9 protein-coding genes are annotated in these 17,150 nt (G+C 75.2%); 5 read left to right on the top strand and 4 right to left on the bottom strand.

Translation table 11 applies throughout. From position 1 onward, the window contains the following. Positions 1-129: 129 nt before the first annotated feature. Positions 130-1,551 carry an NsdA family TPR-like regulatory protein gene (locus tag E4U92_RS29505; protein ID WP_137303498.1) on the bottom strand — a complete coding sequence of 474 codons (1,422 nt, stop codon included), beginning with the start codon at positions 1,549-1,551 and terminating at the stop codon, positions 130-132. 692 nt (positions 1,552-2,243) lie between these two features. Here E4U92_RS29505 and E4U92_RS29500 point away from each other — a divergent pair. Both E4U92_RS29500 and E4U92_RS29495 read left to right on the top strand, forming a co-directional pair. Further along, complete coding sequence (locus tag E4U92_RS29500; RefSeq protein WP_137303497.1) at positions 2,244-4,385, top strand: asparagine synthase-related protein; 2,142 nt, start codon at positions 2,244-2,246, stop codon at positions 4,383-4,385. Positions 4,386-4,609: 224 nt separating this feature from the next. Further along, complete coding sequence (locus E4U92_RS29495; RefSeq protein ID WP_137303496.1) at positions 4,610-8,083, top strand: AfsR/SARP family transcriptional regulator; 3,474 nt, start codon at positions 4,610-4,612, stop codon at positions 8,081-8,083. Here E4U92_RS29495 and E4U92_RS29490 read toward each other — a convergent pair. Together E4U92_RS29490 and E4U92_RS29485 are read right to left on the bottom strand one after the other, a co-directional pair. Next, the gene (locus E4U92_RS29490) at positions 8,070-10,091 is read right to left on the bottom strand and encodes a sigma-70 family RNA polymerase sigma factor (protein WP_137303495.1); all 2,022 of its coding nucleotides are present in this window, start codon (positions 10,089-10,091) and stop codon (positions 8,070-8,072) included. The genes E4U92_RS29495 and E4U92_RS29490 overlap by 14 nt on opposite strands. 294 nt (positions 10,092-10,385) lie before the next feature. Next, positions 10,386-11,171 carry a TetR/AcrR family transcriptional regulator gene (locus E4U92_RS29485; protein WP_137303494.1) on the bottom strand — a complete coding sequence of 262 codons (786 nt, stop codon included), beginning with the start codon at positions 11,169-11,171 and terminating at the stop codon, positions 10,386-10,388. A gap of 365 nt (positions 11,172-11,536) precedes the next feature. On the opposite strand from E4U92_RS29485, the gene E4U92_RS29480 reads away from it, so the two are divergent. Continuing rightward, positions 11,537-12,958, top strand: a complete 1,422-nt coding sequence (locus E4U92_RS29480) for an NAD(P)/FAD-dependent oxidoreductase (RefSeq protein WP_137303493.1) — start codon at positions 11,537-11,539, stop codon at positions 12,956-12,958. Positions 12,959-13,210: 252 nt separating this feature from the next. Beyond that, positions 13,211-14,857 (top strand): ATP-binding SpoIIE family protein phosphatase, encoded by a 1,647-nt coding sequence (locus E4U92_RS29475; RefSeq protein WP_137303492.1) that lies wholly within the window; start codon positions 13,211-13,213, stop codon positions 14,855-14,857. Between the two features lie 22 nt (positions 14,858-14,879). Here the strand turns inward: E4U92_RS29475 and E4U92_RS29470 are convergent, their stop codons facing one another. Next, the gene (locus E4U92_RS29470; protein WP_174864058.1) at positions 14,880-16,136 is read right to left on the bottom strand and encodes an MFS transporter; all 1,257 of its coding nucleotides are present in this window, start codon (positions 16,134-16,136) and stop codon (positions 14,880-14,882) included. A 134-nt stretch (positions 16,137-16,270) separates the two neighbouring features. Here E4U92_RS29470 and E4U92_RS29465 point away from each other — a divergent pair, with 134 nt between their 5' ends. Beyond that, on the top strand, positions 16,271-16,819 hold the full coding sequence (locus E4U92_RS29465) for a MarR family winged helix-turn-helix transcriptional regulator (protein ID WP_137303490.1): 549 nt from the start codon (positions 16,271-16,273) through the stop codon (positions 16,817-16,819). The last annotated feature ends 331 nt before the right edge of the window (positions 16,820-17,150 follow it).

Below are 17,150 nucleotides of genomic sequence, written 5' to 3'. Positions count from 1 at the left end.
CACCTCCCGCTCCCGATAGTGCACTGCGCCACTGACAGCGGCTTCAAACGCGGGGGGAGCGGTGTTCCTGGCGGGGCGCGGGCGGCGGTGCTGAGGCGGGGGCCGCCGGTGGTGCTTCCGCCGGCGGGCCTACGCCGGGGCCAGCAGCGGCCGGGCGCGCTCCCGCAGCTCCACGACCCGCGGCTCGTCGCCGTAGGGCTCCAGCCGGTGCAGGAGGTCCTTGACGTACTCGGTGGTGCGCGCGGAGGAGATCCGCCCGGCCACCTCCACGGCCCGCACGCCCTGCTCGCAGGCCGCGTCGAGGTTGCCGGACTCCAGTTCGGCCACCGCCGAGACGACCAGCCGCAGCCCGTGCGAGCGGACGAACTCCTCCGTCGGCTGCGACAGGGCCTGCTCGGTGAACCGCCGGACCTGGCGCGGTGCCTTCAGGTCGCGGTAGCACTCGGCGGCGTCGGCGGCGAAGCGGTCGTAGGAGTAGAAGCCGAGCCAGGACGGGTCGTTGTCGCCCTCCCGGGCGCGTTCCAGCCATCCCTCGGCGGCCTTGAGCGCGGCGCCCGCCGCATGGGCGTCCCCCGCACGCGCGTGGGCGCGCGCCTCGACGAGCCGGAAGAAGCTCATCGTGCGCGCCGTGGCCAGGCCCCGGTTGCGCTCCAGGGCGGCCTGCGCCAGGTCGACGCCCTCGTCCCCGAAGCCGCGGTAGGTCGCCTGGAGGGACATGGACGCCAGGACGTACCCCCCGAGGGGGACGTCGGCCGCGGCGCGGGCGAGCCGCAGCGCCTGGATGTAGTACCGCTGCGCGGCCTCCTGCTGGCCGGTGTCGAAGGCCATCCACCCGGCCAGCCGGGTCAGTTCGGCGCTCGCCCCGAACAGGGCGCGGCCGACCTCGTCGGAGTAGGAGCCGAGCAGCAGGGGCGCCGCCTCCACCCGCAGGCACTCCGGCACCATGGACGAACGCCAGTCGCCGCCCCCGTACTTGGAGTCCCAGCGCCTGGCGTCCTCGGCTGCCTCCCGCAGCTTCCGCACGTCGCTGTGGCCGACTTTGAGCGGTGCGCCGGAGCTCTCCGAGGAGTACGCCTCGCGCGCGACCGAGCTGTCGGCCGGGGTTATCAGCCAGCGCGAGGCGGGCGTGGCGTAGGCGCTGACCGCGAACGAGCCCGCCAGCGACTGCCAGATGCCTCCGGTGCCGGCGCGGCGGCCGGCGAGGTCCAGCCGGTACAGCTCGGTCGCCGACCGCACGGCCTGGCCGACGTCCCGGGGGAAGGCGAGGCCCACCTCGGGCGCGGGATCGGCGTCCGCGAGCCCGATCTCGTGCAGCGGCACCGGGCGGCCGAGCTTCTGGCCGATCGCGGCCGCGATGAGGTGCGGCGCCGCTCCCTGCGGCACCATGCCCTTCGACACCCAGCGCGCCACCGACGTCTTGTCGTAGCGGAGCGTCAACCCACGTTGCGCCCCTAAGTCGTTGACGCGTCGCGCCAGTCCGGCGTTGCTGATTCCCGCGAGGGCGAGAACGGCGCCGAGCTTTTCGTTCGGCCCGCGTTGCTCCCTGGACATTGCGCCACCCCTCGACACAGACGGCTGCCGCGATGGCATAACCACGCGGCATTCGTAAACCCAGCGTAGTTCGCCGCATCCCAAGCGTTAAGGGGCATTCTTCCGGATGGCGGGATTGTGGCCCGTACGTGAGGGCGGCGTTCCGTACGCACCGTTGCGGCGTGCTCCTGGCGTGTGGCCGTGCGCCCGTGCGTGCGCTCTTCTCCGGCCATCCCGGGAGCGGTTCCATGGCCGTGCGTGGGTCGGCCCGCTGTACTGGATCCAGTGGGCTGGGGGACACCGCCGCCTTCATCCCCGCGGGCGGCGGAGCGGTCCGGGAGGCGCTGCCCGTCTCCCGGGCCGACGCGCCGAGGACACGGCGCCGGTGTGCACGGAGCGTGTGCGAAGCTGTTCCAACATCCTTTGCGCGCAAGGGATTTGGCCGAAAATCGCCCCCGTGTCCGCCGGTGCATCACGGCTCCCACCACGGAAATCGAGGGCGCACGGGGCGTTTTGGGGGAGCGCAGCGGGGGCGCATTCGCATCGCAGTGACGGGATCGCACGCGGGCGCCCGAGCCGGAGCGAGCGCCCGTGCGCCCGTGCGTTCCCCGGATCACAAGCCGTCCCGCCTTCGCTCTGCGGCGCGTTCTTCGTGGCAGCATGGTGAACCGTTCGTACGGTGCACTGGTTGTCCACAGTCCGTGGAGGCGTCGATGCGGTGGTTGGTGGGGTGGAGCAGTACCGCCGACGGCCGCGGCAAACACGGCACTTTCGGCGGGTACGACACCTACGGCGGCCCCGACGCGTACGCCGGACACGGTGAACGCGGCGGCGCGGTCGGCCCCGACGGCGAGACCATGCACCCCGTCGGCTCCCACCTCCTGTGGGGCGACCCCGATCCGCTGTGGGCGGTCGGCGACTGGCGCCCCGACGAGGTGCGCGTGGTGCGCGCCGACGAGCGCACCCGGATCGCCGTCCTCGGCATGTGCGGCGCCTCCGACGAACAACTGCGCGTGGGCCTGCTCGCCGCGCGCGGGGGCGCCCTGCGCCACCTGACGGCCTGGCCCGGCAGTTACACCGCCGTCGTGCAGGTCGGCCGCCGGATCACCGTCTGCGGCGACCTGGCCGGCGCCCGGCCGGTCTTCCACACCCCCTGGGCGGGCGGCACGGCCTACGCCACGGCCGCCCTGCCGCTGGCCGACCTCGTCGAGGCCAACCTCGACTACGGCCACCTCGCCGCGCTGCTGGCCGCCCCCGACGTGCCGGCCGCCCTGCTGGACTCCACCCCCTACGACGGCGTGCGGCGCATCCCGCCGGGGCACGCGCTGATCCTGCGCGCCGGGGCGCGCGAGATCGCCGGGTACGAGCCGGTCGCCTCCATCGCCGTGGCGGCGGCCCCCGTCGACCCCGACCGCGCGGTCGACGGCGTGCGCGACGCGCTCGTGGAGGCGGTACGCGCGCGTCTGTCCGCGCCGCGCCACGTCCCCGGCGCCGACATCGACCCCGGCCCGGTGCCCGGCATGGGACCGGCCGAGCGCAGGGCCGCGCGGGGCATGCCCGTGCCGGGCATCGGCGCCGACCTGTCCGGCGGCCCGGCCTCCGGCACCCTGGCCCTGCTCGCGGCGGGCCTGCCCGGCATGCCCGGCACGGTCCTCGGCCACGGCACGGGCGCCGGCGAGCGCCTCCTGGCGGTCACCTTCAACGACCTCGCCGTGGGCGGCCAGGAAGCAGAGCTCGAACGCGCCGGCGCCCTCGCGGCCAACCCGCGGCTGCACCACGTCGTCGTGGCCGGCGCCGAGGACACCCTCCCCTACGCCGACCTCGACGGCCCGCTCACCGACGAACCCGGCCCCAGCCTGGTGACCACCGCCCGCCACCGTGCGCGGCTCGCCGCCGGCAGCGCCGACCACTTCACCGGCTACGGCGCCCGCCAGGTCCTCGACGCCCACCCGGCCCGCCTCGCCGACCTGCTGATGGACCGCAAGCGCCGCCACCTGGTGCGTCCGGTCGCCGCGCTGACCAAGGCGGACGGCTCGGTGTTCGTCCCCGCGCGCGTGTACGGCGCCGCCCGCCGCCTGGCCCGCACGCCGTACCGCACGGGCGTGGAGAGCCTCGCCGAGCGGCTGCGCGACCGGCGCTTCGACGACTTCGGCAGCGCCGTCGGCGCCTCGCTCGCGGCGCTGGCCTGGGGCAGTCCCGGGCCGGCCGCACGCTGGCTGACGGGCGAGGCCCTGGCCGAAGTATCGGTTCGCCTGGAGAGCGCGGCGACCCGCTCCGGGGGCGGCCCCGGCGAGCGGCCCGGTGACCACCGCGCGCGTGCGGCCCTCGCCCGTGCCGCGGGCGACCTGCGCGTGCTGGAACAGGCCGCCGAGATCCGCTTCCAGCGCCTGCACACGCCGTTCCTCGACAACCAGGTCGTGCGCGCGTGCCGGGCCCTGCCGGAGACCCTGCGCGTCCAGCCCGGCGCCCGGGCCGCCATCCTGCGCACCGTCCTCAAGGGTGCCGGGGTGGCCGACCTCCCGCCCGGCTGGGGCGCGCCCTCGCAGAGCACGGCCACCGCGGCCGCGCGCGCGGGGCTGCGCGTGGCGGCCGACTCCCTCCTCGGGCTCTTCGACACGCCGCTGCTCGCGGAGGCGGGCCTGGTCGAGGCGCGCGTCGTCCGCACGGCGGTGCGCAGCGCGGCGGCGGGCGAGCCCCTGCCGCTCGACGGCCTGGCCGACCTCGTCTCCCTCGAACTGTGGCTCCGCCGGCTGCTCTCCCGCCGGGGCACCTGCTGGACGGGCACACCGGCCCGGGCGCGGGCGGTCCCGGCGGGGATCGCGCCCCTGCGCAGTGCGTTGTCCTCCGGGGGGTGAGCGGGGGCGGGGCGCGGGGTGGGGGTGGCTCGTTCGTCGCCGGGTGCGGGTGCGGGTGCGGGTGCGGGTGCGGGTGTGTGGGGGGTGTTGCGCAGTTCCCCGCGGCCCTCAGGCAGGTGAGCGCGGGGCTTTCTTGCACGGTGCCCCGGTGCTGCCGGTCGGCGTGACTGAACGTGAGTTCGAAATGCCGTGCTGCGAGTGGCGGGCGCGGGGAGAATGGGGCCGTGCGGTACAGGATCCTGGGCGTCACCCAGACAGCGGACGACCAGGGCACAGCCCTGTCCATCCCCGGCGCCCGCCTCCGCGCCCTGCTCGCGGCCCTCGCCCTGCGCCCCGGCCGTACCGTCCCGCCCGAGGACCTGATCGACGACATCTGGACCGACGCCCCGCCGCAGGACGCCCACGCCGCCCTCCAGGCCCTCGTCGGCCGACTGCGCCGTACCGTCGGCAAGGACGGCGTCACCTCCGAGCCCGGCGGCTACCGCCTCACCGCGACCGAGGACGACGTCGACCTGTTCGTCTTCGAGCGCCTCGTCCACGACGGCACGCGCGCCCTGCGGCACGGCGACCCCCGCACCGCCGCCCGCGCCCTCGACGACGCCCTCGCCCTGTGGCGGGGCCCCGCCCTCGCCGACCTCCCCGACCGCACCCCGGCCGCCCGCCCGGACGCCCTGCGGCTGGAGGCGACCCGGGCCCGCGCCGAGGCCGACCTCCTCCTCGGCCGCGCCCAGGAGGCCGTACCGCGCCTGACGGAGCTGACCGCCGCCCACCCGTACGACGAGCCGCTGCACGCCCTGCTCATCCGCGCCCTGCGCGACACGGGCCGGGGCGCCGACGCCCTCGCCGCCTACGAGACCGCCCGCCGGGCCCTGGCCGACGGACTGGGCGCCGACCCGGGACGCGAGCTCCGGGCGCTGCACGCGGAGCTGCTCCAGCAGGCGGCCCGTGCCGACGGGGGCGCGGCCACCGGCCCCAGGGCGGGCACCGGCGAGCGGGCGCCCGCCCCCGCACCAGCGCCTGCTCCCTTCCTGGACCCCGCTGCCCCCCTCGACCCCGCCCCCGGCCCGGCGCCCGCCCCCCGGCACCCGGTCCGCACCGGCAACCTCCGTCCGCGCCTTACCTCTTTCGTGGGCCGGGAACCGGAGATCGCGGCGATTCGTTCCGAACTGCACAGGGCCCGCCTGGTCACGCTCACCGGACCGGGCGGTTCGGGGAAGACCCGTCTCGCCGAGGAAGCCGCCGCCGGGCTCCCGCAGGCGTGGCTGGTCGAGCTGGCGCCGCTCGACCGGCCGGAGGCGGTGCCGGGCGCGGTGGTCAGTGCCCTCGGTCTGCGCGAGACCGTGCTGCTGGCCTCCGAGCTGGCGACCCCGCAGGACGACCCGGTCGCCCTGCTCGTCGAGTATTGCGCCCCGCGCAGCGAACTGCTGATCCTTGACAACTGCGAACACGTCATCGGCGCGGCCGCCACCCTCGCCGAGACCCTGCTGACCCGCTGCCCGGGCCTGACGATCCTCGCCACCAGCCGTGAACCCCTGGGTGTCCCAGGCGAGTCGGTCCGCCCGGTCGAGCCCCTCCTCCCCGGCCCGGCGCACCGCCTCTTCCGGGAGCGCGCGGCCGCCGTCCGTCCCGACGCGGCCGACGTGCTCCGGGACGAGGGCGCGGTGGCCGAGATCTGCCGCCGCCTGGACGGGCTGCCGCTCGCCATCGAGCTGGCGGCGGCCCGCCTGCGGCTGCTCACCCCCCGCCAGATCGCCGACCGCCTCGACGACCGCTTCCGCCTGCTCACCTCCGGCAGCCGCACGGTCCTGCCCCGCCAGCAGACCCTGCGCGCGGTCGTCGACTGGTCCTGGGACCTGCTCGACGAGGCCGAGCGGACCGTGCTGCGCGAGCTGTCGGTGTTCGCCGGCGGCTGGGACCTGGAGGCCGCCGAGGCGGTCTGCTCGGGCCCGGTCGCCGAGCTGGTCGGGGCGCTCGTCGACAAGTCCCTCGTCGTCGCCGCCCCCGACGCGCGCGACGGCGGCATGCGCTACCGGATGCTGGAGACCATCCACGAGTACGCCGACGAGCGCGCCGCCGAGGTCCCCGCACTGCGCACGGAGGCCGAGCGCCGCCACCGGGCCTGGGCACGGTCGCTCGCCGAGCGGGCCGACCCCCTGCTGCGCTCCGCCGAGCAACTCCCGTGGATCGCCCGCCTGGAGGCGGAACTCGACAACATCCGGGTGGCGATCGACCGCGCCCTGGCGGCGGGCGCCGAGGAGGAGGCCGGCGCGCTCTGCCTGGCGATGGGCTGGTTCTGGTGGCTGCGCAACTACCGCCACGAGGGCGCCGACTGGGTCGACCGCACCCTGCGCCTGGGCGCCGCCCTCGACGTTCTCGGCGCCCACGAGGGCCCGGGTGGGGATCCGTCGTCCGGACCGGCGCCCGGGTCCCGCGTGCCGGCCGAGCTGCCCGCGCTCATGGCCCGGGTCGACCCCGTGGACGCCTATCTCGCCCACGCGGACGACGAGGAGGGCCACCCGCGCCACGCCCAGCGGATGAACCTGCGGATGCTGCACGTGTTCCTGCTCTCCGAGGCGGGGGACGAGCGCATGACGCGCGAGCCGCGCCGGCAGCTCTTCGCCGGCCTGCTGCGCGCCCGCTTCGAGCGGGGCGGCCCCGACGCGGCCCGCATGCCCGGACTGGTCTGGCCCATCACGCTCTTCGAGCACGGCGGCACCACCGACGTCGCCCGCGTGGAAGTGCTGGGAATTCTCGACCGGGCGGTCGCCAACTGCCGCGCGCACGGCGGGGAGTGGGAGCTGGCCTGCGCCCTGATGTTCCGCACGCACATGGTGGTCGACTCACCGGGCGGCCTGCTCGGCGTGGACGAGGACCTGGCCGAGCTGCGCGACCTCGCCCGCCGGGTCGGCGACCGCTGGGTGCGCGCCCAGGTGTCCAGCGCCGTCGGCGAGGCGGCCATGGCACGCGGCCGGTCCGCCGAGGCGGAGAGCGAGTACCGCGAAGCCCTGCGGCTCGCGTACGAGGTCGGCGCCTACACCGAGACGCCGTTCCTGCTCGCCCGGCTCGCAGAGATCGCCTACCGCGCGGGCGACCTGGCAGCCGCGCGCACAGCGCTCGACGAGGCGAGCGAGTCCGCCGACCGCTACGGCGTGGCCGACGCCCGGGCGTTCGTCCTGCTGCTGCGGGCCTCCATCGCGCTCGACGAGGAGGACACCGCCCGCGCGCGGGAGCTGTGCACCGAGGTCCGCCGGGTGTGCGGCGAGGGCACGCCGCCCCCGCAGTTCCTGGTGGCGCTGAACCTGGTCGACGCGCAGGTCACCGCCGCCGAGTCGGGACCCGCCCGGGGCCTGCCGATCCTCGCCGGGACCCTGCGCCGCGCGGTGGCCGACCACTGCTCGGAGGCGGTCACCGCGGCGGTCGTGGACACCGCGGCGGAGCTCCTGGCCGACGTGGGCGACCTGGCACGCGCGGCCCGGCTGTCGGCGGCCGCCGACCGGCTGCGCGGCGCCCACCCGCGCCCCCGGCCGGAGGGCGCCCGCGCCGAGCGTACGGCCCGGACCGCCCGCGAGGGCCTGGGCGAGCGGAGCTACGCGGCCGAGCGCGCCCGCGGCGCGACCCTCACCCCGCCGGACACCCTGCGCCTGCTGGAGGAGGCGGCCGGGCACCACACCTGCGACCACCGGGTCAGGAGCAGCTGAACGCCGAGTCGGCCCAGTCCGCGAGCGCGACGGTGTCGAAGGGGGTGTGCGGTTCGACGACGAGGCGTACCGTCCGGCGGCCGGTGAGGTCCACGTGGACGGGCACCGCCGGGTCACCGCCCTTGATCCGGCCGGAGCGCCACAGCCGTACGCCGTCGGCGTAGACGGAGAAGTAGACGTGGCCGAGCTTCAGCGTCAGGTCGTCCACACCGACCATCGCGTCGTAGGAGGAGCAGGACCGGTTGAGGTCGACGGTGACGGAGGAGTCGCCGTGGACGGTCGCCCCGCGCGCGTAGTGCCGCTCGGCGATGGATAGGCCGGAGCGCTGCCACACCCAGCTGCTGCCGGCGAGCCGGATCTCGGGGCCGGTGCCGTCGCCGACCACGTCGAAGGCCAGCTCGTCGAGCCGGTAGCGGGCCGGGACCGGGGGCGGCGGGGGAGGCGGCGTGGGGGTGGGCGTGGGGGTGGCCGTAGGACTCGGGGTCGGGGTCGGTGTCGGCGTGGAGCCGGGCGTCCGCGCGGGCGGGGGAGCCGGGCGCGGGCTGGTCCTCCCGTCCGGTGTGACGGCCGGGGCGGGCGTCGGGGTGCGCCCGGGCGTGGGGGCGGTCACCGGCCCCGTCTGCTCGCCGGGTGGCGTGGGGGCCGGCGCGGTCGGGGCCGGGGCCACCGCGGGGGCGGAGGCGCGCGGCTCGGCCTCGGGCCGCTGCGGCGGTGACGTGTCGTGGCCGACCAGGGCGAGGGCCACCACCGCGGCCGCCACGGCGACCACACCGGCGGCGATCCCGGCCTTCACCGGCGCGCCCAGCCCCTCGGAAGCCGCGCCGCCCGCGCCCCCACCGGAGGAACCACCGCCCGCCGCGGCGGCCCCCGCGGCACCCGCCGCTCCGGCACCGGCGCCGCCCGCGACGAGCCCCAGGGCCTTGGCGTACCCGGCGGCACCGAACCAGCCGATGACCGCGACCGGCACCACCGCGGGGATGCTGCCGGCGACCTCCTCGATCTGCGCGGCCGCCAGCCGGCACCGGGCGCACTCCTCCAGGTGCTTGCGCAGGCCCCGTTCGGCGCGGACGCGGAGCCGGCGGCGGGCGTAGGTCCCGAGCTGGTCGGCGTAGCGGGCGCACTCCTCGTCGCTGGTGAGGGTGGTGCTGACGTGGGCCTGGAGGTAGGCCTGCTTCAGGCCCTCGCGGGCGCGGCTGGCCAGCACGCGCGTGCCATTGGCGTCGAGGCCGAACAGCACGGCGACCTCGCTCGGCGACTCGTCCTCGACCTCGGTGTGCCACAGCACGGCCTGCCAGCGCTCGGGCAGCGACCGAAAGGCCCGCATGGCCATCGACTGCTCGGCCTCGTGCATCGCGCGCACGTCGGCGCCCAGTTCCAGGGTGTCGTCGTCGGCGACCTCCGAGGAGCAAGAGGCTTGCGCGGCGAACACCGCGAAGTCGTCGACCAGGTGTTCCCGCTTGGCGGTCCGGGTCCAGTGGGCGGCGACGCGCCGGACGGACGTGAGCAGGTAGGCGCGGACGGCGTGTTCGGGCCCGGAGCCGCCGCGCACGGCCTGGAGCATGCGGGCGAACACCTCGGCGGTGAGGTCGTCGGCGGTGTGGCCGTCCCGGCAGCAGGTGCGGGCGTAGCGGCGCACGGCGTGGGCGTGGCGGCGGTACAGCTCCTCGTAGGCGGTGTCGTCGCCGGAGCGCATGCGGTCGATCAGCTCGGCGTCGGACGGCGGCGCGTCGTGCGGTGGCCCCCCGTGCCGTGGTCCGTCGTGCTGTGGTCCCTCGTGCTGTGGTCCGCCGTACGGCGAGGGCGGGACGTCGTCCCCGTGCCGCCCGCGCCACTCCCGCTGCGCCGGCACGCTGTGGTCGGGGGCTCCGGCGACCGGGGTGCCTCCCTGCGCGGGGACACCTTCGTGGGACGCGGTCGGACGGCCGCCCCGGCCCGGCACCTGGGGCGGTCGGTGGCCGGTGTCCGCGTCGCCGTCACCGAGGGACTCGTCCCGCCCGTCACCGCTCATCGCGCAACGCCCCCGCCGCCTGCCCTGCCGGTCCTGACCACCGGGTCAGAGTGCCATACGCCCCTTCGGGCAGAGCCCCGTCGTCCGGTCCATCCACTCGTCCGGGCGGACTTGTCACATCCCTGTACTGCTCCTCACCCGAACGGGGAAGGTTCAACTGCCGTCTGCCGGGCAGCAGTTGCCCCCGTCAATCCGAGATGCGGCGAGTGTCCCGCACGGGCCGGGCGGCGGCCGGGGCGCCGCACAGGCACCCGCGTCCGCCGCCCGGCCACGGCGACACCGTGTCCGTCTCGCTCACGCGGACGGCCGTGAGCGCAGCCCCTCCAGCAGGATGTCCAGCAGCCGCGCCGAGGCCGCCGCCTGCTGCGCCGCGTCCGGCAGCGAGGGCGCTGCCGTCGCGATCACCAGCAGGACGTCCGACACCGACACGTCCGGCCTCAGCTCGCCCGCCGCGCGCGCCCGATCCACGAGCTGGCCCACGACCTCGAGCAGCGCGGCCGCTCCCGCGTCGTCGTCCGCCACGGCCGACGTGCTCGCCACGACCGGCACGCCCGGCTCGGCGAGCAGGCGCAGTTCGCCGCCGCCGGGCTGGGTCCGCTGGTGCGGCACGCGCGCCTCGTCGGCCGCCGTGTCCTCCTCCGCGACGCCGACGCGCAGCACCTGCGGCGGCAGCAGCCGCCCGGCGCCGGACGCCACCGACGTGCGCAGGAAGCGTGACAGGGCCGACCACGGCTCGTCCTCCTGGCCGAGCGCCGCGCGGGCCTGGTCGGTCAGCCGCGAGGTCTCCTCCTCGGCTATCCGCCGCACCAGCACGTCCTTGCTCGGGAAGCGCCGGTACACCGTGCCGACACCCACCCGCGCGCGGCGCGCCACGTCCTCCATCGGCGCGCCGTAACCCAGTTCGCCGAACACCTCACGCGCCGCGCGCAGCACGTGCTCCAGATTCCGCTGCGCGTCCACGCGCAGCGGTGTCGTCCGCGACACCTCCCGTCCGCCGCCCACGGCCGCGCTCAGCGTCCCGCCGGGTGCGAGGGCGGACGCCGACGACGCCGTTGACCAATGAGAGTCCTGAATGTGCATGCGTATCCCCCGGTGATGACGTCTCCCCCCGGAGACTCCCCGCCTGAAAGCTGGGGGCGCGTGGACCGGGCTCGTGCCGTGGCCCGCCCGTCGCGGATCGTGGTACGCCCCCTACACCCCGTGGAGACGAACATAGTTGAGAGGGCGTCAATTCAGAAGGGGGAGGTTCCGCACGGAGCGCCCCCCGATCGGAGCACGCGTCGTATACGCCCCGAATGCATCCCTTGCCGCACTCCGGTGCGCACCGCCTGACCTGCGCACCGATCGGGCGGGCCGGCGATCCGGCCGGCCCGCGCCGGAGCCGGCCCGCGGTCACACAATTTGCCGGGGCTGTGGACAAACTCCGGAGACGGGTGCGTCATGGGATGGTGAAGGAACGTGCGCGCATTCTCGTTGTCGGCGGCGGCTACGTCGGGATGTACACGGCCCTGCGGCTCCAGCGGAAGCTGAAACACGAGCTGGGGCGCGGCGAGGCCGAGATCACGGTCGTCACGCCCGACCCGTACATGACCTACCAGCCGTTCCTGCCCGAGGCGGCCGCCGGCGCCATCTCCCCGCGGCACGTGGTCGTGCCGCTGCGCCGCGTCCTGCCGCACTGCCGGGTGCTCATCGGCGAGATCACCGCCGTCGACCACGCCAAGCGCACCGCCACCCTCGCCACCCCGGCGACCGAGGAGGAGGGCACCGGCCCGCGGGAGCTGCCGTACGACGAGCTCGTCCTCGCGCCCGGTTCGGTCTCGCGCACGCTGCCCGTCCCCGGCCTCGCCGAGTACGCCATCGGCTTCCGGACCGTCGAGGAGGCCATCGGCCTGCGCAACCACGTCATCGAGCAGATGGACATCGCCTCCTCCACCCGCGACCCGGCGATCCGCGACGCGGCCCTCACCTTCGTCTTCGTCGGCGGCGGCTTCGCGGGCGTGGAAGCGCTCGGCGAGCTGGAGGACATGGCCCGCTACACCACGCGCTACTACCACAACGTCAAGCCCGAGGACATGAAGTGGATCCTCGTGGAGGCGTCCGGCCGGATCCTGCCGGAGGTCGGCGAGGACATGGGCCGCTACACGGTCAGCGAGCTGCGCCGCCGCAACATCGACGTCCGCCTGGAGACCCGGCTGGAGTCCTGCGCCGACCGCGTCGCCGTCCTCAGCGACGGCTCCCGCTTCCCGACCCGTACGGTCGTGTGGACCGCGGGCGTCAAACCGCACCCCCTGCTCGCCGCGACCGACCTGCCGCTGACCGCCCGCGGCCGCCTGAAGTGCACGCCGCAACTGGCCGTCGAGGGCGTCACGCACGCGTGGGCGGCCGGTGACGCCGCCGCCGTCCCGGACGTCACCGCCGGGCCCGGGCAGGAGACGGCGCCCAACGCCCAGCACGCCGTCCGCCAGGCCGGCCTGCTCGCCGACAACATCGCGCACTCCCTGCGCGGCGAGCCCCTGGAGACGTACGCGCACGCGTACGTCGGCTCGGTCGCCTCCCTCGGCCTGCACAAGGGCGTCGCACACGTGTACGGCCGCAGGCTCAAGGGCTACCCGGCGTGGTTCATGCACCGCGCCTACCACCTCAGCCGCGTGCCCACCTTCAACCGCAAGGCGCGCGTGCTCGCCGAGTGGACCCTCTCCGGACTCTTCAAGCGGGAGATCGTCTCCCTCGGCTCGCTCGAACATCCGCGCGCGGAGTTCGAACTGGCTGCCGGTGGAAAGCCTTCCGGCGACCGGACGGACCCCGCCGACGGGAACCGGGCCCAGGACCCGCGCCACCAGGAAGGCGACGACGACCCGTTGGGGTAGTCCTGTCCGGATCCAGGAACTCCACCGGCCGCTCCGGCGTCCGACGATTGTCGGCCCGGACGGCCACCCTGCCAGACTGCTCCCCGAGCCCGGCGGGCCACCGCCCGCCCCGCGACCCACGAGGCTGTTCCAAGTGCTGCATTTCCCGGGTGCTGCGACAGGTGCTGCGACAATGTGCGGCCCCCGCCGCGCGGCCCGGAGCCCAGGCCGGGCCAGGAGCCGGCCGACGACGACTACACGAGGCAAGGATTCGTGAACTTCACGCGCTGGAGCGCCCGGCTCCCCGGAACGCAGCGCCGCGCCGCCGCGCGGGCCGAGCACGCGGTCACCCTCCCGACGGACCGGCGGAGCGACACCTCGGTACCGGCGGCCCGCGCCGAGCACCTCGCCGACGACACGCCCCCCGCCCCGGCCGTCGACGACCTGCCGGTCCGTGAGGTCCTCGACCGCGTCCCGGCCCTCGTCGCCCTGACGCACGGCGCCGACCACCGCCTCGCCTACGTCAACGACGCCTACGCGGCCGCCTTCGGCCCGCGCCCGCCCGGCGCCCCCGCCGCCGAGGCCCTGCCCGAACTGCGCGACCTCGGCCTGCTGCCCCTGCTCGACCAGGCCCTGCGCAGCGGCAAGCCCCGCACCCTGAAGTCCCGCAAGGCCCCCGACGGCCGCTCCTACACGTTCACCTGCACGCCCGTCGCCGACGGCGGCGACAGCGCCGTTCTGGTGTTCGCCACCGATGTCACCGACCACGCCGAGGCCGCCGAGCGCCTGCGCGCGAGCGAGCGCCGCCAGCGCGAGACGGCCGTCACCCTCCAGCGCTCCCTGCTCCCCCAGGAGCTCGAACAGCCGGACGACCTGCGCATCGCCGCCACCTACCAGCCCGGCGGCACCGAGGCCGCGGTCGGCGGCGACTGGTACGACGTGATCACCCTCGGCGGCGGCCGCACCGCCCTCGTCATCGGCGACGTCATGGGCCGCGGCGTGCGCGCCGCCGCCGTCATGGGCCAGCTCCGCACCGCCGTGCGCGCCTACGCCCGCCTCGACCTGCCCCCGCACGAGGTGCTCCAGCTCCTCGACGGCCTCGCCACCGAGATCGACGCCAACCAGATCGCCACGTGCGTGTACGCCATCCACGACCCGAACGAGGGCCGGCTGGTGTACGCCTCCGCGGGCCACCTGCCGATCCTGGTGCGCGACGAGAACGGCACCGTCCAGCGCGCCGACGAACCCACCGGACCGCCCCTCGGCACCGGCGGCTGGATGCACGCCTCCGGCTCGATCGCCCTCGGCCCGGGCGCCACGGCCGTCCTCTACACCGACGGCCTCGTCGAACGCAGGAACGAAGACCTGGACGAGGGCATCGCCGCCCTGGAACGCGCCCTGTCCGGAGCCACCGGCACCCCCCAGGTGGTCTGCGACCGCCTGGTCCGCTCGGCGGGCGTGACCGCCGACCACGACGACGACGTCGCCGTCCTGGTCCTCCAGCACCCGCACCGCACGGGCAGCGACGGCGAGCTGTTCCGCAACGCCGCGCTGGAGCTCCTCGGCGGCATCGAGGCGGCCCCCCGCGCGCGTGCCTTCGCCTCCGGCGTCCTCACCAGTTGGCGCTTCCCGGCCGACCTGCACGACCTGGGCGTCCTCGCGGCCAGCGAGCTCGTCGCCAACTCCCTCCAGCACGGCACCCCGCCCATGCGGCTGCGCCTGCGCCGCACCGACCGCCGCCTGATCGTCGAGGTCACGGACGGGGACGACCACCTGCCCAGGCGCCGCCGCGCCGAACCCGGTGACGAGTCCGGCCGCGGCATCGCGATCGTCGCCACGATCGCCTCGAACTGGGGGAGCAGACGCACCCCGGGCGGCGGCAAGGCCGTGTGGTGCGAGTTCGCCCTGCCCCAGGGGTGAGCGCCGGGGCACGCGCGCGGGGTCAGGCCTCGGCGGACACCGACGTCGCCGCCGTACCGCCGCGGGCCACCACCCGGTTGCGCACCCACGGCTGGTCCTGCGCGGGCGTCAGGTGCGCCCCGAGCCGCAGCGCCAGCGCCGTGATGCCCAGCGAGAACAGCAGGAACGTCACCACGTACGGCGCGTGCAGCGACGCCCCCATGGGCCCGCCGACCGCCGGACCGATCGCCAGCGCCAGCTGCTTGACCAGCGCGAACGCCGAGTTGTACTGCCCGGCGAGCCCCGTGGGCGCGAGATCCGCGACCAGCGGCGCGACGGTCGGCGACAGCATCGCCTCACCCAGCCCGAACAGCGCGTACGTCGACACGAAGGCGGCCGTCGCCATCTCCTGGCTGCCGTGCCCCAGACCGGCGTACCCGGCGGCGACCCAGGCCACGGCCCAGATCAGCCCCACCGCGGCGATCACCCGTGACCGCCGCCGGCGCTCCACGAACCGCAGCACGGCGAACTGCGCCACGACGATCATCAGCGTGTTCGCCGCCAGCGCCGTGCCCAGCGCGGACGTCGAGATCCCCGCGGCCTCCACGCCGTACGCGCTCAGCCCCGACTCGAACTGGCCGTAGCAGGCGAAGAACAGCACGAAGCCCAGCACGGAGAGCTGCACCATGGCCCGGTTGCCCAGGAGCTGCCTCCAGCCGCCCCGCGCGGAACGCGGCGCGTCCTCGACCCGCGGCACGTGCGGCATCCGCACCGTCGCCATCACCACGACAAGCAGCAGGAACATCGCCGCCTCGATCGCGAACAGCAGCGTGAAGGAGGACACGCGCGTGGTGTCGACGAGGTGCCCGCCGATGAGCCCGCCGACGCCGAGCCCGAGGTTCTGCAGGAAGAACTGCGTGGCGAACGCCCGCGACCGCGTCTCCGACGGCGAGCAGTCCACGATCATCGTCGCCAGCGCCGGCTGCATGACGGCCTGTCCCGCCCCGAGCGCGCCCGCGGCCGCCAGCACGGTGACGGCGCTGCCGGCCAGCCCCAGGCTCAGCGCGCCCAGCGCGGCGGTGACCAGGGAGGCGACGAGCACCGGAAGCGGGCCGCGCCGCACGATCGCCCGACCGGCGAACGGCAGCACGATCAACGCGGCCACGGCGAAGACGGCGAGCACGAGCCCCGCCGTCATGGCACCGAGCCCCCGCACCTGCGCCACGTAGACGTACAGGTAGGGGACGGTGAAGCCGAGCCCGAACGCGCTGAGTGCGTTGCCCACGTGGATCCGGCGCATCGCTGCGCCCATGTCCCTGGTCACGTTCACCTCTTCCACTAATTAGGTGTGAAGACTTCAAAGCTAAAGTTCGAAGCTAAAGACTACATACCGAAGGACTTCAAAGCAAAGAGGCCCCGTGGGATACTGCGCGCATGGCCGACACCCCCGGGGTCACGGAGCCGACCCTCGAAGAGCAGATCGCCGCCTACCAGCGCGAGTTCCAGGACCTCGACCCCCAGGTCGAGAAGATCGTGTCGGCCCTGTCCCGGCTCAACCGCCGCATGAACGTCGCGTACGGCCGCCAGACCGCCGCCCTCGGCATCAGCAATGCCGACTGGGAGGTCCTCAAGGCACTCGTCCTGTCCGGCGCCCCCTACCGGATGGGCCCCAGCGACCTCGCCAAGCGCCTCGGCCTGACGCCGGCCGCGATGACCCACCGGATCGACCGCATGGTCACCGAGGGACTGGTGACCCGGGAACGGGACGAGGCGAACCGGGTCCGGGTCATCGTCGAGCTGACGACCGACGGCCGCGAGAAGTGGCTGGAGGCCATGCGCCTGGCGACGGTCTTCGAGGAGGACCTGCTCCAGGACCTCTCGGCGGACGAGCGCACGGCTCTGGGCGAGGTCCTCACCCGGCTCCTGCGCCGGGTGGAGCACGCCCAGCCGGACGCGGGCGGACGCCTCGCCGACCTGGAGTAAAAGATCTTGACAGGGGGTGCTTGACACGCCCCTGGTGTATCCGTAAGGTTCTTCGGGTTGCCACGGAGCCGTAACGGTTCTCGGGCAGCACCTCAGCCGCAGCAGCGGCAGAACCTCACACCACCAGCAAGATCTCTCCCAGCGGGATTGAATTCGGCGTGCCCGAATTGAATTCGAATGGGAGCCGGGAAGCCCGATTAGCGCTCACCGGGAAGGATCCGCTAAGGTTTGAGACGTCGGAACGGCCCAACGGCCGGGAAGACAACCCCCTCTGACTGGTAAACAGACGCCGAAAGGATCTGATATAGTCGGAAACGCAAGACCGAAGGGA

Source organism: Streptomyces galbus (assembly GCF_005280195.1).
Taxonomy (GTDB): domain Bacteria; phylum Actinomycetota; class Actinomycetes; order Streptomycetales; family Streptomycetaceae; genus Streptomyces; species Streptomyces galbus.
The sequence above is the reverse complement of the archived record's forward strand: the minus strand, read 5'-3'. Positions and strand labels throughout refer to the sequence as shown.